Annotated in this window: 14 protein-coding genes; 6 read left to right on the top strand and 8 right to left on the bottom strand. The window is 39.9% G+C overall.

Features of this window, described 5'->3' with window-relative positions:
* Positions 1-89 precede the first annotated feature (89 nt).
* From M4S28_RS26025 to M4S28_RS26010, 4 genes are all read left to right on the top strand, one after another.
* Positions 90-1046 carry a replication initiation protein gene (locus M4S28_RS26025; protein WP_249633778.1) on the top strand — a complete coding sequence of 319 codons (957 nt, stop codon included), beginning with the start codon at positions 90-92 and terminating at the stop codon, positions 1044-1046.
* Positions 1047-1183: 137 nt separating this feature from the next.
* Positions 1184-1903 (top strand): 4'-phosphopantetheinyl transferase family protein, encoded by a 720-nt coding sequence (locus tag M4S28_RS26020; protein WP_249633777.1) that lies wholly within the window; start codon positions 1184-1186, stop codon positions 1901-1903.
* Between the two features lie 149 nt (positions 1904-2052).
* On the top strand, positions 2053-2808 hold the full coding sequence (locus tag M4S28_RS26015) for an iron ABC transporter ATP-binding protein (RefSeq protein ID WP_249633776.1): 756 nt from the start codon (positions 2053-2055) through the stop codon (positions 2806-2808).
* A 198-nt stretch (positions 2809-3006) separates the two neighbouring features.
* Positions 3007-3870: an isochorismatase family protein gene (locus M4S28_RS26010; protein WP_011154672.1), complete on the top strand. Its 864-nt coding sequence runs from the start codon at positions 3007-3009 to the stop codon at positions 3868-3870.
* Between the two features lie 50 nt (positions 3871-3920).
* Here M4S28_RS26010 and M4S28_RS26005 read toward each other — a convergent pair whose 3' ends face one another.
* The 6 genes from M4S28_RS26005 to M4S28_RS25980 all read right to left on the bottom strand — a co-directional run bounded on the left by M4S28_RS26005 (position 3921) and on the right by M4S28_RS25980 (position 12892).
* Positions 3921-5528 (bottom strand): (2,3-dihydroxybenzoyl)adenylate synthase, encoded by a 1608-nt coding sequence (locus M4S28_RS26005; RefSeq protein WP_283780502.1) that lies wholly within the window; start codon positions 5526-5528, stop codon positions 3921-3923.
* 13 nt (positions 5529-5541) lie between these two features.
* Positions 5542-6723, bottom strand: a complete 1182-nt coding sequence (locus tag M4S28_RS26000) for an isochorismate synthase (RefSeq protein ID WP_011154674.1) — start codon at positions 6721-6723, stop codon at positions 5542-5544.
* Positions 6724-7116: 393 nt separating this feature from the next.
* The gene (locus tag M4S28_RS25995; RefSeq protein WP_249633775.1) at positions 7117-8193 is read right to left on the bottom strand and encodes a 3-deoxy-7-phosphoheptulonate synthase; all 1077 of its coding nucleotides are present in this window, start codon (positions 8191-8193) and stop codon (positions 7117-7119) included.
* A gap of 133 nt (positions 8194-8326) precedes the next feature.
* On the bottom strand, positions 8327-10009 hold the full coding sequence (locus M4S28_RS25990; protein ID WP_249633875.1) for an ATP-binding cassette domain-containing protein: 1683 nt from the start codon (positions 10007-10009) through the stop codon (positions 8327-8329).
* Complete coding sequence (locus M4S28_RS25985; RefSeq protein ID WP_249633874.1) at positions 10006-11616, bottom strand: ATP-binding cassette domain-containing protein; 1611 nt, start codon at positions 11614-11616, stop codon at positions 10006-10008. Before M4S28_RS25985 ends, M4S28_RS25990 begins: the two co-directional genes overlap by 4 nt.
* Positions 11617-11731: 115 nt before the next feature.
* Entirely contained in the window at positions 11732-12892 is a 1161-nt protein-coding gene (locus M4S28_RS25980; RefSeq protein WP_020977926.1) for a histidine decarboxylase, read from the bottom strand.
* Between the two features lie 355 nt (positions 12893-13247).
* Here M4S28_RS25980 and angN point away from each other — a divergent pair, with 355 nt between their 5' ends.
* Both angN and angU read left to right on the top strand, forming a co-directional pair.
* Complete coding sequence (gene angN, locus M4S28_RS25975) at positions 13248-16118, top strand: multifunctional 2,3-dihydroxybenzoyl-L-cysteine cyclase AngN (RefSeq protein WP_249633873.1); 2871 nt, start codon at positions 13248-13250, stop codon at positions 16116-16118.
* Positions 16119-16241: 123 nt separating this feature from the next.
* Positions 16242-17570 carry an anguibactin biosynthesis histamine N-monooxygenase AngU gene (angU, locus tag M4S28_RS25970; protein ID WP_011154641.1) on the top strand — a complete coding sequence of 443 codons (1329 nt, stop codon included), beginning with the start codon at positions 16242-16244 and terminating at the stop codon, positions 17568-17570.
* A 97-nt stretch (positions 17571-17667) separates the two neighbouring features.
* On the opposite strand, the gene M4S28_RS25965 is transcribed toward angU, so the two are convergent.
* Together M4S28_RS25965 and M4S28_RS25960 are read right to left on the bottom strand one after the other, a co-directional pair.
* Positions 17668-18426 carry a thioesterase II family protein gene (locus M4S28_RS25965; protein ID WP_249633872.1) on the bottom strand — a complete coding sequence of 253 codons (759 nt, stop codon included), beginning with the start codon at positions 18424-18426 and terminating at the stop codon, positions 17668-17670.
* A complete protein-coding gene (locus tag M4S28_RS25960) occupies positions 18423-21569 on the bottom strand; it encodes a non-ribosomal peptide synthetase (RefSeq protein ID WP_249633871.1) in 3147 nt (1048 codons plus the stop codon). The genes M4S28_RS25965 and M4S28_RS25960 overlap by 4 nt, the downstream gene beginning before the upstream one ends.
* Between the last annotated feature and the right edge of the window lie 54 nt (positions 21570-21623).

Here is a 21623-nt window from a genome sequence, read left to right as displayed (position 1 = left end):
GGACAATCTTAGTGGAAGATGAGCATTACTATGATTATCACATGAAAAGTCATAGTTTAATTTATGCTGCTTCCGATCTGACTGCGTGAATGATGGATATATTTGCTCTTTTACTGACAGAGATGAAACAAGCCGACTGGGATGCAAATAAAGCTCCAACGTACTGTTTTAAATCGAAAAAACTTTGTGAATGGTTCGGGTGCCCTAAAAAGCAGTTGTATTCCCGACTTAAAGAACCATCTAAGCAGCTTGCTTCCAAAACATTAGGTATCGAGCAAAATGGTAGTTTCAGATATACCCCAATACTGTCCTATGTAGCATACGAGAATGGTACTTTAGCGATTAAGCCAAATAATGAACTAAAGAGTACTTACATCGTTAATTTAAGTCAGAACGGTTTTGCTAAAGTAGATAACAAAATATTTAGAGCTTTAACGAATCCAAATGAAAAGAAAATCTTTGAGTTTCTCTGCCGTTATCGCTACGACAAAGAAATGTATTTTATTACATTGAATAAATTACAAGTGATCTTTGGTATCAAAACGGAAGATGGCCAAATACTTAAAGAGACCTATAAGTCACCAGTTCAATTTGTATCAAGACTGATCGCTCCTGCATTGAAAAAGATATCTCAATCAGAAGAGGCCTTAGAGAAAATGGTCATTCTAGAAAAGGATGGAAAAGTTGGTTATGAATTGGTTGATTGTGAAGACGGAATGAATCAGAAAATCCGTTTTTTAGTTAAATGGAAGAGTGAAGTAACCAAAGAAGAGTTGAATGAAGCGGCAGGTAAAGCTCTTCAATTATCGAGTGAACTTTCTATCAAGAAAAAGAAAGGGGAAGATATCTATGACATTTTGGTTGAATCGTTACCTCTCATAGATTTACTTGGCTATGAAGATAAAGCTAAATCAATCGCACTCAGAATAGATACAATTCAACAGGAGCGGAGAAATAAAGAATTAAGAGCTAAAGAAGAAAAGGAACAAAGCCAAAGTCGCAAGCTTGAAGAACTCGTTAATGCCGATTTTTTAGATGACCTTTAGTCAGAGATCCGTTAAGTGTTTTGGAATATCTTTTGTTAGTACTATTTTTGTTGAGTTCATATTGAAAAATTTGTATTAAAAATTGACCTTTTTGACCTGTTTTGCAGCCTGATTTCACTCTTGTTATTCGGAAAATTATGTTTGTATCCCTCTCTCTTTCTAAGCAGTCATTTCTTCCTTTTATTAAAGACATTGAGGTGGGGTATGTTCGGTCCAATCCGACTTTACATTATTGCTCTATAATGTTCGATTCCGATGGTTATCAAGATGGTTTGTTTGATTATTTAAATATACCTTTTCCTACTTCGTTAGTGTCTTCAGTACAGAAGCGGAGAGCGGAATATATCGCTGCAAGATACGCTGCCCAAATATTGCTAAAAAAACTAGGGTGTGAGCTTGGTGTGGGGTCGTCTCAGAACCGAGCGCCTATATGGCCTTTGGGGTTTAGTGGTAGTTTATCTCACACAAACGGTAAAGCTATAGCTGTGGTTTCTCAACAGCCTCACCATTGTTCGCCTGGTATCGATATCGAAGTATTTTCGCCTGCAGTGATTCAAGAATCCGAAAATGTATTTACTACCAAGACAGAGCGGAACATTTTGAAGGCGAGCAGCATACAGTATGAGCTTGCTTTATTGGTTACGTTTTCTGTTAAAGAAAGCTTATATAAATCACTCTACCCAACGGTTCGTCGCTATTTTGGCTTTGATGCAGTAAAAATTTGTAGCATTGATAACAGAGTAGGGAGAGTCAGTTTAGAGTTAACTCAAGACTTAACTACAGAGTTGACAAAAGGTACTAAGTTCAGCGGTCTGTATTCGTATCAAGAGAATTTAATGACAACACTGGTGATGTAGTTTTCAACCAGTTTATTAGATCGAGCTAGAAAAGTTACTGAAGTAGGTTTTTTATAGCCTGATTTAGGCGGAAAATCGTTAAGCCAGAAGGTAGAAGGTAGAAGGTAGAAGGTAGAAGGTAGAAGGTAGAAGGTAGAAGGTAGAAAAGTATGGTTGTTATTGAAAATATTTCAAAGGCTTATGGAAAATATCAAGTTATTGAACAAGCCAGTACTAAGTTTGAAAAGGGCCAGGTGACGTCTATTATCGGGCCTAATGGGGCCGGGAAAAGCACATTTTTGTCCATGGCTTCACGCTTAGCTTCTAGTGATAGTGGTAGCGTGTTTATTGATGGTAAGGATTTGAAGGATTGGAGTTATCAAGATTTATCTAAGAATTTAGCTGTTTTACGTCAGTCGAATTCAGTGAATATGCGGTTTACAGTGAAAGAAATGGTTTCTTTCGGACGTTTTCCATACTCAAAGGGTCAACTTACCCTTTGTGATAAAACTATGATTGAGCAGTCAATTAACTATTTAGGGTTACATGATATACAGAATAAATATCTTGATGAATTGAGTGGAGGCCAGCGTCAACTTACCTATATCGCCATGGTCATTGCTCAAGACACTGATTACATATTTTTAGATGAGCCTTTAAATAACTTAGATATTAAACACTCTTTGCAAATCATGAAAAACATACAACGTTTAACAAAAGATATGGACAAAGCCGTAGTGCTTGTCATCCACGATATAAACTTTGCTGCTTGTTATTCAGATAAGATCGTGGCTTTAAAGCAAGGCAAAGTTGTGGCTAATGGCTCTGTTGAGGAGGTTATCCAAGCAGAGACTCTTAGCAGTATTTACGAAGTCCCTTTTCATATTATTGAAGTGAATGGTAAGCGAATGTGTACATACCAATAACACTCCAATAGCTTCTTTATTGATACATTTATCAAATGATTCTTATTTCCATCAATCCTTTTTTATCAATTGATTTCATATGCTTGTTTGATTTAGAATGAGTGTAAATGATATCGATTCTTACTTGTATTTGCACTCTGATGTTAGGCGCAAATACTCTTGAATTTTGCAGTGATAGTTCTTAATAAGGATAATTAGATGGCCATTCCTAAGATCGCCTCATACCAAGTACTCCCGTTAGAATCATTCCCAACTAACAAAGTCGATTGGGTAATAGATCCTAAGAAATCGGTTGTTCTAGTTCACGATTTACAGGCTTATTTTCTCAATTTTTTTGATAAAACATTGTCTCCGGTTCCTGAGCTTCTAAGGAATGTAAACAAGGTTACAGAGAGTGCTAGATCTGCTGGTATACCCGTAGTTTACACTGCTCAGCCAGCTAACCAAGACCCAAACGAAAGGGCACTCCTTACTGATTTTTGGGGGGTAGGGCTGACACAAGATACAGAGATAGTACCTGAGGTATCACCGCAACCTGAGGATATTCAATATACCAAGTGGCGTTATAGTGCGTTTAAGAAAACGCCTTTACTTGAATGGATGAAAGAAGAACAAAGGGATCAGTTAGTCATCGTTGGTGTTTATGGCCATATTGGTATTCTTTCAACAGCGTTGGATGCTTTTATGTTAGATATTAAACCATTCGTTATTGGTGATGCTATTGCAGATTTTTCTAAAGAAGACCATATGAATACATTAAAATATGTTGCTAGTAGAAGCGGTAGCGTTAAATCTGTGGATGAGTTTATTGACAGTGTTACTACACGTTCTTTTGGTGAATTGAGCTTAGAGTCTATGAGACAGGATGTTGCGAATATTTTGGACGTTGATTTGGATGAAGTCGATGTTGATGAAAACTTGATTTTCCTTGGACTTGATTCGATACGCATAATGACACTACATAGCCGTTGGAAAAAAATAGGTATTGATATTGAACTTGCTGAGATGGTCGGTAAAAATACGATTAAAGATTGGTGGGATTCTGTTCAGGTAGCTGCTTAATTCTTTTTCTCCAAATAGCTCCCCCTTGGTGTTAGTAAGGGGGAAAGTATTTAAGTACTATATTCGGCTCTCAAGGCCTTTTTGTTTATTTTTCCAACAGCAGTTTTAGGTAATTTTTGGCGAAAATTAATGTGATCTGGGATCTTATATTCTGCGATACCTTGCTCATATAAAAATTTCTTTATTGAAACTGGCTTAAGGTTAACATCTTGGTTACATACGATTATCGCACAGCTTTTTTCTCCCAAAAACTCGTCAGGAACTGCTACTAGTGCTACGTCATGAATGCCATTATGCTCAAGTAGTATATTTTCAATTTCCTCTGTGGCAATTTTTTCCCCACCTCTATTTATTTGGTCTTTATTCCTTCCTGTCACAATGATGTTACCTTCAGGAGTTTGCCGAACAAGATCTCCCGTCGCGTAAAATCCGTTTTTATCGAATGAACGTTGATTGTGTCCTGCCGCTTTGTAGTAACCTCGTATGGTGTATGGGCCTCTAGTCATTAACTGACCTTCTTCTCCTAACATTACGGGTAGGCCTTCTTCATTCACTATTAGTATTTCATCATGTTCTGAAATAGGACGACCTTGTGTTTTCGTGATGATATCTATCGGATCGTCTAACCGTGTGTAATTCACAAGACCTTCAGCCATACCAAATACCTGTTGTAACGTACAGTCCAAAATCAGCGGGAATTTATTTGCGGCATTTTCACTAAATTTTGCTCCCCCTACTTGAATGAGCTCTAAGCTCGAAATATCTTGTTGCGCGTTTTGTGCATATTGCATCCATAGTAAGGCTAGGGGAGGAACGAGTGCGCATGTATTGACTCTATGTTTTTCAATTAATGAAAAATTATTCTCAGGGGAACTATCTAAACTGAGCACGATACACCCTCCAGCAAAGAAGGTTCCTAAAGCTCCCGGAGAGCTTAGTGGGAAATTGTGAGCAGCAGGAAGGGTACAAAGATAACGTGTCTCGGCGTTAAATTGACAGATGCGATTACTTCCCACAATACTATAAGCATAATCATTGTGCGTTCTGGGAATGAGCTTAGGAGTGCCTGTTGTCCCTCCTGATAACTGGAAAAAAGCCACTTTATCTGCAGTGGTATATTGCTTCATACAAGGGGTGATATATAAATTTTGTAATGAAATAAGGTTACTCTGACCTGTTTCACCTGTTGTAATAGCATAGTCTAGAGTTTTGCATTCTTTAATCAATTGATTAGCCATGTTACGCGAGGTTAAACCAGATACATGATCTGAAAAAATGTAGGCTCTAGCGCCAGCATGATTACAAAAGTAGCTTAACTCCAAGTAGCGATGGGCGGGTAAAGCAAGAACGGGTGTTATCCCTTTCATAGTCAAAGCGAAAAATGAAAAATAGAATTCAGCAGTGTTATTGATTTGCAATACGACACTATCCCCGGGCTTAAGACCTAATTGCATAAACCCGGCAGATAGCTTATAGATACGATCCAAGAAGTCCTGGTAGCTGTAGGTGATTTCACCACAGCAAATGGCAGGCGCATCTGGGGAAGACATAGCAGTTTCATGAAGGTGATCAAATAAGGTTTTGTCTTGCCAATAGCCTAGTTCTTTATACCTTTTACTTATGTTTTCAGGCCAAGGTGTAAAATCATCGTTCATCATTATTTTATATCCCTTATACAGTGAGTAACTCATCTACTTGTATTCCAGCCGCACGCAAAATGGTTTTCATTTTAGCTCCGGTTTCGTCGAGTTCACTTTGAGGTGAGGATTCATGAACGATCCCTGCACCAGCATAAATCGACATAGATCGTAGGCTTACTTCTGCACATCGAATGGTTACGACCCATTCGCCATTGCCTCTTGCATCACACCAGCCCACCATTCCGGTAAAGTAACCGCGATCGAAATTTTCAATTTCTTTTATGGCAGCATAGGCTGGTTGTCGTGGGAAACCACATACTGCCGGTGTTGGGTGAAGATCTGCTGCAATTTTTAAGGCGTTGATATTTGGATCATCTGCTTGCCCTTGTAACACAGTAGACAAATGCAGCATGGTTTCTGTTTCAATTACAGAGGGAACCATTGGCGTATATAGGTTATGGCAATAATTACTGAGAACCTTTTCGACTTCCTCAACTACTAAGTTATGTTCGTTTAGATCTTTTTGAGTATCAAGTAAAGAAGAATACGCATTTTGGTTTTCAACACCACAAGACGATTTAGCTCGAGATCCAGCTAGCGGATTAGATAATACGTGGCTGCCTTTTTTGGAAAGGAGCAGCTCTGGGCTCGCTCCCATAAGCTTAGAACGCTCCGAGATTTGAGAGCAAAAAGTATAACCATTTGTGTTTATTGATAATAAGTTACGTAATAGCGAACATTGGTTGATGTTTTCATCGGTCGTAATTTTTACCGATCGAGAAAGTACGACTTTTGATAGTTCAGTGGTATCAAAAAGGTCCAGCAAATGAGATACGCCATTTTTATAATCTTCCCCAGTTGGTGGCGAGATTACCTTGGCTTTCTGAGACGTACAATCACTGCTACCTTGACTACGTGTACTGCTGGAAACATAAAGCGTTTCAGGAATACAAAATTGAGTGGGTGTTCTTTCGTCAAATGGAACGGTCGCAAATAGTACAGGGTTATCGCTATCCTTTGTTTTAGCCTTTTTTAATAGCTCTTCAGCTTTGCTTGCTAGTTGTGAGAAAGGTATGGAATGACTACATTGTGTTTTGATGCCAACACCAAGCATTGAATTATAGGGGGATGAAAAAAAGAACGGTGATTTTAACAGTTCTTTGTTAAACATCTCGTTGGCCATTTTGGAAAAACCGACAACCTCTCGTTTCATAAACTGTCCTTATTAATATGTTAATTTACTCGAGCTCATAAACTAAAGTTTCTATTTATCGCTGATAAGAAATAGACGAGTAAGTAATACAAAAAATTTTTCTATGTGACGCTTAGACCAATAGGTTTGACAAAACAGGTTGGACCTCTTCGCCATAACATTTTCTGAATTAGTAATGGAGCGAATTATAATTGATAGTGATAATCAATATCAATTGATAATCGATATCATTTAGTGATCCCGATCTGGTTAAGCTTATGTTTTTATTGATATTTTTGTAGTTTACATGTTGTCGGGCTTGGAGGGTTAAGCGATGTTTAATCGCATTAAGAGTTATATGATTATTAACCATTTGATTAGTAACTGTTTACTTTCGCAAATGGTTAATAGGACTTAAACGTACTCGATTGGAGTTAGTTGAGAGCTCACTTTTTTTAACATTGCAACATTCAAGTGGTCGAGAAATATTAAAGTATCTTCCCAACTTAAGCATTCATCAGTAATTGATTGGCCGTAATTGAGAGCTCCGTTACCGAGTTTTTGATTGCCGCCAACTAGATAGCTTTCACACATGACACCTGCGATGTTGATTTCACCGGAAGAGATCTGGCGAGCAATATCTTCAACAACGATTAACTGGTTTTTTGCGAGTTTTCCGCTATTCCCATGACTGCAGTCGACAACTATTTTGGGTGAGAGTTTACTTCGTTTAAGTTGGAGCGAGGTTTGTTTTATATGTTGGGACGAATAATTTGGAGTTGCCCCACCACGTAAGATTACGTGGCAGTGATTGTTGCCTTGAGTTTGTATTGCAACAGTTTGGTTGTCGGTTGTTTGTGTTAGCATCGTATGACAATCTTGTGCTGCGTGTATAGCATCAATGGATATGTCAATATTACCGTCAGTACCGTTTTTAAAGCCAATAGGGCAATGTAACCCAGAAGCCAACTGTCGATGAGGTTGTGATTCAGTAGTGCGAGCACCGATGGCTCCCCAACATACTAGGTCTGCAATATATAAGGCGATATTAGTATCGAGAAACTCATTGGCTGTGGGAACACCAAGTTCTAGAATCGATTGCATTAGTTTCCGACTGTGAGTAATCCCCTTGAGTAAATCGAACTTACCATTGAGATCTGGGTCAACAATAAATCCTTTCCATCCTCTTCGTGTTCGTGGTTTTTCAAAATAAGTTCGCATGACTAATTTCAAAGTGCCATTGTAGTGCTTTTGTGCATTTGCTAATCGAGTCGCGTATTCGATAACTGCATTAGGTTCATGTACTGAACATGGTCCGATAATGACTAATAATCTTGAGTCGTCGCCTGAGAGGATATTGGCTATTTCTTGTCTTTGGTTGAAAATGAATTCTTTAGTTTCTGTGCTAATGATAGTTTCATCTAAGATATTTTCTAGGTTCGGTAAAGACATCGCTGACTTGATTTTTATGACGTTTTTTAACGTATTCATGGATACTATCCGTAAAGTTTAATTCACTTATTAAAGATAATGGTTTCTTAAGATGATGCTGACTATAAGGTTAAAGCCAGCATGTGGATTCGAAAGATAAACACCATAAGTAGTAGTTTTAGCATTATTTTTTTTAAAAAGATCTCGAACTTATTGCTCTACTTAATCGCGGAGCCGCCGATTTTTCGTAATCTTGTATACTGTTGGTTCTAAGACGAAGAACATTGACTCTTTGTTTATCAATCGTGAGTTCTAGCGTTGGATGCCAAACTTTCTTGTCTCTGTGTGTTACCACAATAACAGTTGAACCTAATGCTTGAGTTTGTTGTGCTATTTTCTGTTCGGTTACTTCATCAAGTGCAGAGGTGGCTTCATCTAAAATTAGGATAGGTGCTTTTTTTATTAGAGCTCGAGCAAGTGCGACTCTTTGTCTTTCCCCTCCAGAAAGCCTTGATCCTTTCTGGCCTACACTTTGGTTTATTCCATCGCCTGATAAGTCAATAAGTTCACTCAGTTGAGCTTGCCTAGCAAAGAGTTCTACTTCAGCATTACTTGCCTCTGGGTTACCTAAACGAATATTTTCGGCCAATGTTCCAGTAAATATTATTGGATCCTGAGCGACATAGGCGATGTGCTGGATTAATATGTCGTATGGAATATTCTGGAGGTTTATGCCACCAAGCGAAATATGACCTTGGTTAGGGTCATCAAACCTTAAGAATAATCCTAATAACGTGCTCTTTCCGCTACCACTTACGCCATTGATTACAACTTTTTCACCTTGTACTATTTCTACATTGGCGTCCTTGAAAAGATCCAAATAGCCAACATGATTTAGTTCGAAATTGTAGTTATTAGGACTAATAGCATTTTCTGGTTTGGGTTCAGGTAGAGTTGGTACATTGGTTAGCTGGTTGTAATCTCTTATTGAGGACTTTACGTCGTTGATGGCGAAACCAGCTAAGGCTAATTCTCCTAGTGGTGCAGCCGCTCTGGTAATTAATATCAGCAGCCCCAAAATCAATAGTGGTTGGGTAACCCCTTCTACAACTAGGTAGATAGTGACGCAGGCCAAAGGGAAGACCGTTGCAAGTGCAGAGGTTAAAGTGGCCATGGATGCAGTTAGGTTGATTCTCGAATGTACTTTTTCTTGTGTACACCAACTTTGGTCAATCCTTTCTATCGCTCGTTCAGGTCCTGCCGTTGAGCGAAGCAAATCAAGGTGATCTATGAGCTCGAGCGTTGATTTTGTGGCTTGAACATCAGCGTTGTGTCTTTCGCTGTCAGAGTTACTGAGGTGATTCTGTGCTTTGTATTGCAGCAGCAATGCGCCTATCAATGAGACTGCACTGATTAGTGCAACATCTGCCCCCCCAACGATTCCGATGCCAGCGATCAAGAATAAGGGTACTAATGGCGTGTGCAAAAATGTTTGTAATTGGTGAGCTGGGATTGACATAAAGCCAGGAATGCCTCGTTCGGCAAGTTGAGTTAGTTGCGTTCGATGCTGATCGTTAAACCAAGAAAGTTTTGCTTTACTAAGAGATTGACCGACTGCCGAGTACAAATCTCCGGCTAATTGCGCACCAGATATAAACCCCGCTCGTGTTACTAGAACCGTCACCAAAATAGCGACAATTGCTGCTGATATGACACCTAGTGGCGGGGCTTGTTTTACCAATGATAGTGCAAGAACTGTGTAGGTTAAGGCTTCGAGTGCCGCAACCAACGCCCATCCAGCTCCCACCCTGTATAAACGATATTTTGCGCTCGCGGGAATGTTTGATTTGGAAGATGGGGTATTTTGATAAGTCATACTTCTTCATCCTGTAATTGAGCATTTTTTTGTAGTGTCAATATAAAGTCGGCTCGTTGGGCTAGCTCTGCATCATGGGTTACCATGATTATGGTTTTATTTTCTTTTTGCGCGAATTCAGTTAGGTTTTTCATGATGGATAAGGCTGTTTTTTTATCAAGTGCACTCGTTGGTTCATCTAACAAGAAAATGCTGGCTTGATTGAGAAATATACTAGCTAGAGCGACGCGTTGCTGCTGGCCACCAGAAAGAAGGCTGGCATCATAATCGAGGTTAATATCTACTTCGGCTAGAGCTAAGGCGTCAAAGAATTCGCTATCGCAGGCATTTGGTGCCGTTAGTTGTAAGTTCTGTCTAACTGTCGTTTTAAGTACCCCTATATCTTGAGGAACATAACGTATCGCCATGTGACGTGACATTTCGGTAAGTGTGGACAGTTCATAACTGCCAAGCATGGTGGTTCCTGAATAAGGTACTTCTTGACCGGCTAAAATACGCAGCAACGTACTTTTTCCAATGCCGCTTGGTCCCATAATGGCAGTGCATGAACCTGTTGGAAAGCAGTGGGTGAAGCTATCGATAATGGTTGTTGTGTCATTAATTACCGAGATTTTTGAAGCCTGTAAAGGAAGTGTTTTTGAACCTACATTGACGTTTCCACAACCTATAGGTGTTTGTTTCAAAAGCTTACCAATGTTCTTAGCTGCATTCTTACCTGCAGTGACATAGTCTAATCCGTGACCAAGCTTTAATACTGGTGAAACGACAGCCAGGCCGAAAAAAAACACAGAAGCCATTGCTGATGGACTTAGTCGGTAAGAAATTGAATAAGCTATAGCAAAAGTAGAAACTGCTTGAAGTAAAGCTATAGCGATGGAAGCTGGAAGTGCCACACTCCCTACCCATTTTATAATGCCATTAGTGAAGCGTTGAGTTGCCCCGTGATAACTCGCGAGCGCACCTGATTGAGTTCCATAAACCCGGTTAACTCTAATTCCTCTGGTGTAGTCATTTACTGCGGTGACTATTTCTCCCATTATGTTCATACGTTCTGCACCATATTTAGCTGCGAATCTAGGCAGAAAGACTAGGTAGTATAATGATGCAATAAGGCCAGGGAGTAAGGTTAAGAGCGCTATAGGACCAGCCATATTTAGCATAATGGTAATGGACATTACCGGAACGATGGCGAAAGTTACAAACTCTGAAGGCAGATGAGCAACCATATGATGTAAAGTATTGATGTCTTCTGAAACCAAGCGGCGAAGTTGATTATCACCATACCGAGAGAGAGTCTTGCTTGGAAGGCGCGTTAAGTGTTGTGCCACCTGACGACGTAATCTTGCTGAAAATAGAGATTCAGCATTGTGTACTAACCAAGAGGACAAAGATGAGAGCAATGCGCTAAAGATCCAAAGCCCGATGGCTCCGTAAACCCATTGGTTAGATAGATCATCGATTAATTGTATTAAACATAGCAATGCACCAATTTTTGCCACTGCAGAAAAAATTTCACTTAGAGTCCCTAAAGTAAGTTTTGCTAATGAAGGTCTTAAGGCTGGTATTAAGGCTGGTGTAACGTAATGTTGGCTGATCTTATTTATCATTTTCTCACCCTAGTTAACCCACAAAGTTGAGATAGAGTGAGTTTTGGTGAGCTTATTGAGCTCTCTCGATATTTCATATAAAGCCTATTGAAATGAGGTTGATAGAATATTGTTGTTAGTTTTGACCGCTGACGTTGAGGATGTTGTAGTTAGGGAGCAAGTCGTAAATGACGTCTTCGATGAGTGGATCTAACTTATCCGGACCATCGAGGTGTGGCATGGTGATAATGTGTGCCACACTGCCCGAATTGGCTAAAGAGTGTTTTCGCCAAACAGGCTCAGAAGGGCAAGGAAATACAACAGTATTGGAGTTTTTATTACGCCAAGCATTAATTCCTACCTCTTGGAATCGTTGAACAGTATATTCAGCCATGTTCAAGCACTGATTTACTTTACCTTGCCAATCTACGAATGAATGACTTTTGATTGCTGTCCACATGAATAGGGCACTATGACCATTTCTTGAGCCACTGATAGTTTGATCCCGTGAAGAGATATAGTCGACTTCTACCGAAATCTGGTCAACCATATGTCGCTTGGCAAGAACAATACCGCACGGAATAGGGGATCCAATCATTTTGTGCCCAGAGACGCTGATTGAGTCGATACCATCTTCAAATGAATAAGGGTGTGGCTGCTCTACAAATGGCATGATCATTCCGCTGAGAGCTGCATCAGCATGAATATAATAATCATTTCTCTCTAACCCTATTGACGCGAGATCTTGTTGAATTCGCTGTATATTATCAGTTGCACCCCGCATCGTAGTGCCAATATTAGCGAATATAATAGGGTTCTTTTGTTTGTCTTTTTGGATTTGATCTACTAGATTTTGATAATCAATTTCTCCACTCGGAAGCGAACGTATTTTCCTTGCAGGTATATTCAGTAATCGAACTATCTTATCTACCGAGTAATGTGTCTCTTCAGAGTAATAAATGTAAGCTGTCGGAAAAATTTCACGAGCTAAGTAACACGAGAACATGTTTCCTTCAGTACCGCCATTTGATATATACCCCCAACTGTCGTTGTACGGTATTTTAAATAATTGGGAGAAAAAACGCATAACTTCTTTCTCAAATTCGAAGGAGTTTAGTTTGTAATTACTCTCTTCTCGCCAGTCACCACAATTATTGATGGAGAATTTCATAAACTTTTCTAGTATAGAGTAATCAAAAGCTGCTGATTCAGGGTAACCAACATTAAAATATTGGTTTTCCTCACAGTAAAGCCAGAATTTATTAAGCTTACAGAGATCCTCATTAGATAGCTTCATTACGTTGCCTATTAATCGTTGTCGAAATGGACTAAAGAGCATGTGATTATCATGCGCTCTGAACTTATTTAACTATTTATAATTATCATGTTTTTTTGGTCATTTTTAATAAAGCCAACTATTTAGGGAATGTTTCAATTACCCTCCTGATTTTGTATTTGTCAAGCCTTTGATATGCATACTGCTGACTATATCACTATGTGGTGGTGTTTCTTATTTTTTCTGACCTGAATAGAGCGTGTTAAGTGACGTATTTCTCTTATCTAGTTAATAATAATAAGGTTTTTATTGTAAATGATTATCGTTTGCAAAATAATGACGCCTAACAAATGAATTGTCAACAAAGTGAAAGCTGATGAGTGAATTAACACCAATGCAGGCTGCATGTTGGTTTGGAAGAAAAGATAATGGGCAACTAGGCAGTGTTGCTTCTCACCTTTACACCGAATTCGATGGCGAAAATATTAATATTGATAAACTCAAATCAGCATTAGGGAGTTTATATAAACGACATGAAATGCTGCGGCTGAAAGTAAACCATTTAGGCGAAAGTTCTATTATTGATGTTCCTAATCACGCTCTTTTAGAAATAGAAGATTTCACTCATCTATCGCCCGAGAATATGCATAAAGCATTGATTGAAAAAAGACAAAGCTGGGCTCATCAAATGCTTGACCTGACGCAAGGGCAAGTTGCAAGATTCTCCGTTAGTTTATTACCTGATAATGCATTCCGCTTACATATTGATAGCGATATGATTGCTATTGACCCAGATAGTTGCCGAGTTTTAATTGAGGATTTAGCGATGCTTTACGAAAGTGGAGCTTCCGAGGTTAAGAACAATCCGACGTTTTTTTCTTGGCATGGCATGGCAAAAAATGACCCTATTCTCAAGTCTCAGAGGAAATCCGATAGGGCGTGGTGGAAATCGAATTTGAATAATATAGCTCCTTCTCCTTCATTGCCTTTTTTCGAGCCCAATACTAATAAAGCTGAAAGCCACCATTATTCGGCCTGGTTAGATGCTGAACAGCGAACTGATCTCATCACTCTTGCTCGTAAAAACAACCTTACGCCAGCTAATTTGATGCTCGGCTTGTTTGCCAGGACATTAGGTAAAGCAACCGGAGATGAAACATTTAGAATTAACGTCCCAACATTTTGGCGACCGCCAATCATTGAAGGGACCGAAAGCTTAGTCGGGGATTTCGTCAATTTTGTTGTTCTTAGTGTGGACATGAAAGAGTCTAAGACTCTCCTTGAGTTTTGTCATACGGTCGCAGATAAAATGGGACTTTTACTTGGCCACAGTCGATATGATGGTGTGAGTATGATGAGAGACCTTTCTTTACATCATGGCTGCACTCAGTTAGCGCCGGTCGTCTTTACTTCTGCGATTGATTTACCTAGTGGGAATCTATTTTCTCGTCGTGTCCATAAACATTTTGGCAAAATGAACTGGACGATTTCTCAAGGCTCACATGTAGCGCTTGATTCACAAGTTGTGAGTATTGATGACGGAATCATGATCAATTGGGATGTTCGTCAAGAAGCTTTACCTAAAGAATGGACGTCGGCAATGTTTGAGAATTTTGTCGCTTTAACTAAAAGCGTTATTTCGACTCCTGACTTACTAGTAGCACCATTAGATAACTTGCAGCCTAAATTAGTTTGCCTCTCTCATTTTGAGTCTGAATTGACTCCAATGCAGCGAGCTTACTTACTAGGCAGAACGACCCAAATGCCTCTTGGTGGCGTTGCAATGCAAGAAACTTTGGAACATCGAGGGACTCTTTCTGCTTCTTCAATTCGTCATCGGTTATCTACCATGGTGGTTAAGTACCCTTGTTTGAGAACATTTATTGATAGTAAATCGCTTAAGTTACAGGTAAGTCAATGTCCTCAAGTTAATTTGGCACATGTGGACTTAAGGCACTTAGAAAAAGATAAGGCAGAGGAAGAGTTAGCTCGTTTCAGATATACATATAATCATAATATGTTTGATCTAGATCAGCCGTTATGGAATGTCACTACCTTCTCTCTTTCTGAAACAGATACTTATGTATTTTCTCGCTTTGATGCATTAATTCTTGATGCTCGCTCCATTGCTTCTTTATTAGTGGAGCTATTTGATGAGCAGGCACCATATATACCCTCTTTTGACTTTGAGCCGGACCATGAACACGTGCAAAGTGCACGGGCTAAGGATGAAAAGTACTGGCTGAATAAACTGGCTACTGTTGAAAAGTCGATGTGTTTCCCTTGGCATAAACCTCTCAAATCAATTTCGCACTCTCGATATCAAAGGCAGAGTCTGAAAATCGAAAAAGAAACTGTAAAAAAATTGGTTCGTGTTGCTGGGAAGGAGGGGTTATACAAAAATACTCTGATGATGTCGGTTGCAATGGAAGCGTTGTCTTCTCATGTCTGTAATGGTCAGCTTTGTGTTGCAGTACCCGTACTACCAATGACGAGTGCTAATTATGCAAGTCAGTCGAGTTTTATTGTTACACAGTGGAATGCTCATCAGTATGACTTTCTTCAGCGAGCAAAAACTTTACAGGTAGATACTTTAGAAGGTCTTGAGCATTTGGCTTTTTCGGGGGTCGATTTAGCTCGAGTTCTATTTGAACGGTGTGGGCCGGCACCAGCTCTTCCAATCGTCATTACTAATGGCTTGTCATGGCCAGTTTTAAGTGACGATGCGTCAATGACCCTTCAACGAGGTTTGACGCAAACCCCACAAGTTGCAATGGATATACGTTTTGTTGCAATTACGGGAGGCTCAATCATGTTCAGTGTTGATTATGCCAGTGAAGCAGTTGCAGATGATTTAGTGAAGGCAATATTGGATCGTATTGACATGATTTTAGATCACATGGTTGAGACTTCTCAATATGTGGTTCAGTCGCATAAGCTATTACCTATTGGCCGGTCTCGAGTTATCGAGTTGGTAGATCGAGATCCAAACGAAAGTTGGGACATTGATTTAACTAAGCGAAAGATCTTTGATATTTACTGCCAAGTTATTGGTAAAGAAAAAAATAATTCTGACAGCGACAACCTATCTTTTTCTCAATTGGGACTAAGGCCTAGTCACCTTAAACAAATCAGTATAGACCTCAATAAGGAGTTGCAAGTGGATTTGCCAGTAATGCAACTTATTCGTTGCCGAAATGCTGACGATGTAAAAGATCTCGCTTTACAGCAGGTTGTTGATTTTTAGATATAAGCTGGTTTGTAAATTTGACACGAACTTTCCAAAAGAAGGTGACTTGTTAGGGTAAATCAATCCCTGAGGTTTAGGTCACCTGATGACTATAATATTTTAATCTCATAGCAAGGATAAATAGTGAATACAATAATAAAAGATATCATCGGTGTTGGTATAGGGCCGTTTAATTTAGGGTTGGCAGCTCTAACTTCTCATCACCCTGAACTTGATGTTGAGTTCATCGAACGTAGACAAGAGTTCAATTGGCATAGCGGGATGCTGCTTCCGGGCGCAACATTGCAAGTTCCATTTTTAGCTGACCTTGTCACTATGGCAGACCCAACTCACCCTTTAAGTTATTTAAATTACCTCAAACAACACGACAGATTATACCAATTTTATTATTACGAAACTTTTCTAGTGCCAAGAAGCGAATACAATCATTACTGTCAGTGGGCTGCAGGTAAATTAGAAAATTGTGCTTATGGTGAAACTGTTGTAGATGTAAAGTACTTAAAGGATATTGAATGCTTTACTATTCAGAGTCAGTTAAACGAAGGGGAAGTTAAGACGCGATATAGCCGAGACTTGTCTATTGGTGTCGGTACCATCCCTTGGTTACCTCAATGGGCAAAAAGTACGAATCACTCTTTGGTTCAACATTCCGCTAGGTTTGGTCACATGCGAGAGCAGCTGGCCAAGTGTAATAGTGTTACCGTAGTTGGCTCCGGTCAAAGTGCCGCTGAGTGTGTACTCAACTTATACCGTGATTTATCTCTTGAACAAATAGAAGCCGGGGCAAGGGTCAACTGGGTAACTCGTTCTGCTGGTTTCCATCCAATGGAGGCTTCTAAGTTAGGACAAGAATGCTTTACTCCTGCATATATGCATTATTTCCATACTCTTTCGCGTGAAAAACGTCGCAGTATCGTAGAAGGTCAAGGACAGCTTTACAAAGGGATCAGTGGGTACACTATCGCTGAGATTTTTGATTTGCTATACGAACGTTCTATTGGTGGGCGTTCACCAGGGCTTAGCTTATATTCAAATAGTCAAGTCAACGAGGTGGTTATATCTGTTAATAACCAGGAGATGGAAGTCCAATGTTACCAATCGCAACAAGAGCAAACTTTTCACCTCCGTACTAATGCAGTGATTTGTGCCACAGGATATGCTCACCAATGGCCTAAGTGGTTGAATGATCTAAAAGGTTCAGTCTTGGCTACAGATGAACATGGAGACTTGATTGTTGAAAAAGATTTTATAGCTCAACGCTGTGACCAAGGTGTTGGGCGTGTCTTTGTACAAAATCCGGAGATTTTCCAACATGGGGTTGGTGGTCCAGATCTTGGGATGGGTGCTTACAGAAACGCTTCTATTATTAACCAAGTATTAGGTAAGCAAATTTATCGATTGCCAGAAAGTTCAGCATTCCAGAGTTATGGAATTCCGGAAACCAAGTAATAGTGTTGATCGAAAAGCCCAGGGTATGCATTGCTTAAATGCATACCCTTGTCGTCTGAAGTTGTTTGTCTAAAAATCTATCAACCGAACCTTAGTATTAGGCAGTCGTTTCGGTTGATAAAGCCCGGATGCATTCAAGCATCATTTGAGGTTGCTCTGTTATATAGAAATGCCCGCCCTCGACCACTAAATGATCAACGACTTTATTACACCAAAGTTTCCACTCTTCTATTTCTGAAAAGTTAGCTTCTCTATCTTGATCACCTGAAATCAATAGAGTTGGGATAGGAAGGCCTTCCTTATCATTTGGAAGTGATGTGAAAATATACTGTTCTGTAGCCGTAAAGTCCGCCCTCAAAGCTGGCAGAAATATCGACCACCACTCTGGACTTTTAGCTAAACTTGGATCACACCCTCCAATCTCGACTAGATTATGAATAAAGGTTTTATCATCGCATTCACCTAGTAACCTTCGCCCTTTGATATGAGGAGCTTGACAACCAGAGATGATCAGCCCTTTCAGAAATAGCCCCTGATTTACTAGTTTTTTACTTGCTTCATACGCCACTTGCGCGCCCATACTATGACCGACAATGATCGTATCTTCTATTCGTTGATTACAGGTTTTTAAAGCTTGGATCATTTCTTCTGCTAATGTGCCGATGTTTATGACTGTTGGGTCGTCTATACGAAATTCTCTACCAGGATAAAGCATTACCGAAATCACTTCATTTTCAAGGGATAATGTACGCCAGTGTCTAAATGCACCACTACCACCTCCTGCAAAAGGGCATAAAACATAATGAGTTGCATCATGCAGCCTCGAAGAGGCTGCAAGTTTGATTAAAGGGCTCATAACTCAGCCTCTTCCTGAGGTGCTAATCGACAACGGTCCATGATAATAGCGAAAGCTTCAATCGTAGAATAACGGTACAACATTGATAGCTTGATTAGATAGCCAGCTTTATGACAACGTTTGACTACCTCTATTGCGTTGTATGCATCTCCTCCCGACAAAAAGAAATCACTCGATTTATAGAGTTCTGTAGGGCCAAGAACGTCATTCCAAATTTTGGCGACTCTATCTTCACTCGCAGTAATAATAGGTTTATTTATGCTTTGAGATGTTTTCTTTTCTCGGTTAGTCATTCGAGTTAGAGCTTTATGATCGACTTTACCATTAGCGGTTAGGGGGAAGGTTTCAAGGAAAATTATGCGTTTGGGAACCATGTAGTTAGGCAGTTGTTTGTTCAACAAAAGTTGAACTTCTTCTGCATCCAACGGCGCTGTAACTATTGGTGCTTGCTCCGAATCCATAACGATGAATGCTGCTAGAGTTTTGTCTTTATTGCCCACTGCGATAGCAACCGCACGCTGCACCCCCGGTATATTATTGAGTGCAACTTCGATTTCTCCCAACTCAATTCTGTAACCTCCTACTTTGACCTGCTTGTCTCTTCGCCCCAAGAACTCAAGAGTACCATCTGGCCAATAACAGCCCATGTCACCAGTACGATACCAAGCATGGCCATCAATATGTAAAAACTGAGCTTGCGTTTTCAATTCATCGTTAAAATACCCCAGTGCGATACCGTCACCACCAATCCAAAGTTCGCCAGCTACCCAATCTGGGCAATCTCGCCCCAAGTCATCGACAACTCGATATTGTTGTCTAGGTAGAGGATAGCCATAAGGGATAGAGCGCCACTCCATCGGAACTTTCTCTACGTCAAAGACGTTTGACCATATCGATGCTTCGGTGGCTCCTCCCATCGCAATAAATTGGCCATCTACACGATAATTGCGATAACGCTGCGGTAAATCTAATCCAATCCAGTCTCCCGAAAGCATGGTTAAACGGAGTTTTGAGGGAGCGATAGAGTTAAAGCAAGTAGCGTAAGTTAATAACATATCAAATAATGCTGGGACGCTATTCCACATGGTGACATTATGCTCCTCAATTGCTTGACACCAAGCAATCGGGTCACGTCTTTCAAGCTCACTGACTAATACGATAGTGCCGCCGGCAGAAAGTAGGCCAAAGATGTCGTATACCGAAAGGTCAAAATGTAGTGCTGAAAGAGCCAATACTCGATCATTTTTCCCAATTTGATAACGTCGATTGATCGCGATACATGTATTAAGAGCGCCTTGGTGAGAAATCACCACTCCCTTAGGGGTTCCTGTTGAGCCTGATGTGTAGATAATATAGGCTGGTTGACTTGGCGCGACATCTTGAGGGCTACGCATTGGCTCACTCTTTATCGCTGTTTGCCAGTCAAGGAAAAAGAAAAGATCATTTGAAGGGGAATTTTTACTATCTGATTCGTTAATAAGAATAACGTTAATTCCAGCACCTTGATAAATACTTTCCCGCCTTTCTTGTGGTTGATCTAGAGAGACAGGAACATAAATAGCCCCAGCATATAATATTCCCAATACTGCCACTATTTGACCAATGCCTTTATTCATAGTGACAGCAACGCGGTCTCCTGATTTTACTCCAGCTTCGGTTAGTGCACCCGCACAACTCTTGGCGTAGCTTGCTAAAGTTATATAATCTAATGACTCTTGTCCATGGATAATCGCAAGAGCATTAGGGGTGGACTCTACGTTTTTAAAAAAACGCTGATGGAGGAGTTCTTTAGTTAGTTCTAGGTCTCCCTGTTGATTTATTTTATTGCGTATGGACTCCTGATGTTTTGGCAGCAAAGTTGGTAAAGGCTGTGCCCAGTTGACATCTTTTTGGCTGAGTAAGTCTAATAAATCGGTGTAACTATGTAACATATCTTTGATCATGTCTTTTGGGAAGATTGCGTCTTGGCTGTCCCATTGTAAGACAAGTTGTTCTTGCTCGATTACAGCATGTAAAGAAAGCCAAGTATTGGCTGATTGACGACATCCCCATACAGCTTTTTTGCTATGGTTTGTGTTTAAAAGCTCGCTAGAAAAAGTGATATTAGCAGGATAACGGTGAGAATCCGAAATATTAGATAATTTATTAACACACTGAAAAACAGGTACTTTAACGTCATAATGATAAGCTTCTTCGAACTTTTTTTGGTTGTTTTTAACAAGAGAAAGAAAGCTCTGCTCAAAGCCGGACATACCCACTAATAAAGGTTCGGTAAACTGGCCTATGGTGCCCGTGTAGTCATCGCTTTTGGTGATATCAAATCTCATCATGAGGTATTTTTGATGTCCCCAGAGTGATAAAACGGTCGAAAATATACTGGCAAGAGTTATCTCCGGTGTGACATTATGTTTTTTGCTAACAGTAACCAACTGCTGCCACTTCCTTTGTGACAGTGTCACACGCCTGCGAGTGATATCGGTTTCATCCAGTTTTTCGGGTTCACAAATTGTGGGAAGGTTTGCTGAACTAGGTAGTGTTAGAATATATTCATTCCATCTTACGGACTCAAGATCAACACTAAGCAACTCATTATTAACTTTGTGATTGTATGCGGAGATAGTCTGTTCTTGATTTAAAAAAGAAAGGGGACTTCCCGATAATAACTGAGTAAGCTGCTCAAAAAAAAGCGTAACACTTGGATTATCTACAACAACTGAGTTGAAGCGTACATGAAGCCTGATTATGTTTTTTGGCAATATACTAAACATGATAGAGATTATCGCTTGTGAGCGGCTTTTCGTTACTGCAGAACGCGTATCGGCCAACTGTTTATCAATATCTTGTTTTAAGGCATTACTTAAGTCATTAACTGCAAAGGTTTCAATGTGAGTTTTGCTCGGAAAATGGAGGTAGAAGTCGTCACTGAGCTTAGCTCCGAATATTGGGTGATGCTTAATTATTGTTGTGAGGCAGCGTTCTAATGTATCCCTCGAAATGTTTTCGTAATCAAATTCCTGATACGTAAAATTGGTAATCGATTTCTTTTCAGTACGCTGTCTTTGGGTTGATAACTGCCAATTTTGATTGGAGGTTAAAGGTAATTTTGTCTCAGGGAAAGCGAAGGGATGTTCATTTTGATTCATTCTAAATTCTCATAAAAAGCCAAATGGGGGGAAGGGGAAGACGATGCCCTTAAC

Origin of the sequence: Vibrio sp. J383, assembly GCF_023503985.1 — a bacterium.
GTDB lineage: Bacteria > Pseudomonadota > Gammaproteobacteria > Enterobacterales > Vibrionaceae > Vibrio > Vibrio splendidus.
The sequence above is the reverse complement of the archived record's forward strand: the minus strand, read 5'-3'. Positions and strand labels throughout refer to the sequence as shown.

What these genes read in the sequence shown, in the direction of transcription:
- M4S28_RS26025 (WP_249633778.1), top strand. Translation starts at nt 90, where the DNA reads ATGATGGATATATTTGCTCTTTTACTGACAGAGATGAAACAAGCCGAC.
- M4S28_RS26020 (WP_249633777.1), top strand. Translation starts at nt 1,184, where the DNA reads ATGTTTGTATCCCTCTCTCTTTCTAAGCAGTCATTTCTTCCTTTTATT.
- M4S28_RS26015 (WP_249633776.1), top strand. Translation starts at nt 2,053, where the DNA reads ATGGTTGTTATTGAAAATATTTCAAAGGCTTATGGAAAATATCAAGTT.
- M4S28_RS26010 (WP_011154672.1), top strand. Translation starts at nt 3,007, where the DNA reads ATGGCCATTCCTAAGATCGCCTCATACCAAGTACTCCCGTTAGAATCA.
- M4S28_RS26005 (WP_283780502.1), bottom strand. Translation starts at nt 5,528, where the DNA reads ATGATGAACGATGATTTTACACCTTGGCCTGAAAACATAAGTAAAAGG.
- M4S28_RS26000 (WP_011154674.1), bottom strand. Translation starts at nt 6,723, where the DNA reads ATGAAACGAGAGGTTGTCGGTTTTTCCAAAATGGCCAACGAGATGTTT.
- M4S28_RS25995 (WP_249633775.1), bottom strand. Translation starts at nt 8,193, where the DNA reads ATGAATACGTTAAAAAACGTCATAAAAATCAAGTCAGCGATGTCTTTA.
- M4S28_RS25990 (WP_249633875.1), bottom strand. Translation starts at nt 10,009, where the DNA reads ATGACTTATCAAAATACCCCATCTTCCAAATCAAACATTCCCGCGAGC.
- M4S28_RS25985 (WP_249633874.1), bottom strand. Translation starts at nt 11,616, where the DNA reads ATGATAAATAAGATCAGCCAACATTACGTTACACCAGCCTTAATACCA.
- M4S28_RS25980 (WP_020977926.1), bottom strand. Translation starts at nt 12,892, where the DNA reads ATGAAGCTATCTAATGAGGATCTCTGTAAGCTTAATAAATTCTGGCTT.
- angN (WP_249633873.1), top strand. Translation starts at nt 13,248, where the DNA reads ATGAGTGAATTAACACCAATGCAGGCTGCATGTTGGTTTGGAAGAAAA.
- M4S28_RS25965 (WP_249633872.1), bottom strand. Translation starts at nt 18,426, where the DNA reads ATGAGCCCTTTAATCAAACTTGCAGCCTCTTCGAGGCTGCATGATGCA.
- M4S28_RS25960 (WP_249633871.1), bottom strand. Translation starts at nt 21,569, where the DNA reads ATGAATCAAAATGAACATCCCTTCGCTTTCCCTGAGACAAAATTACCT.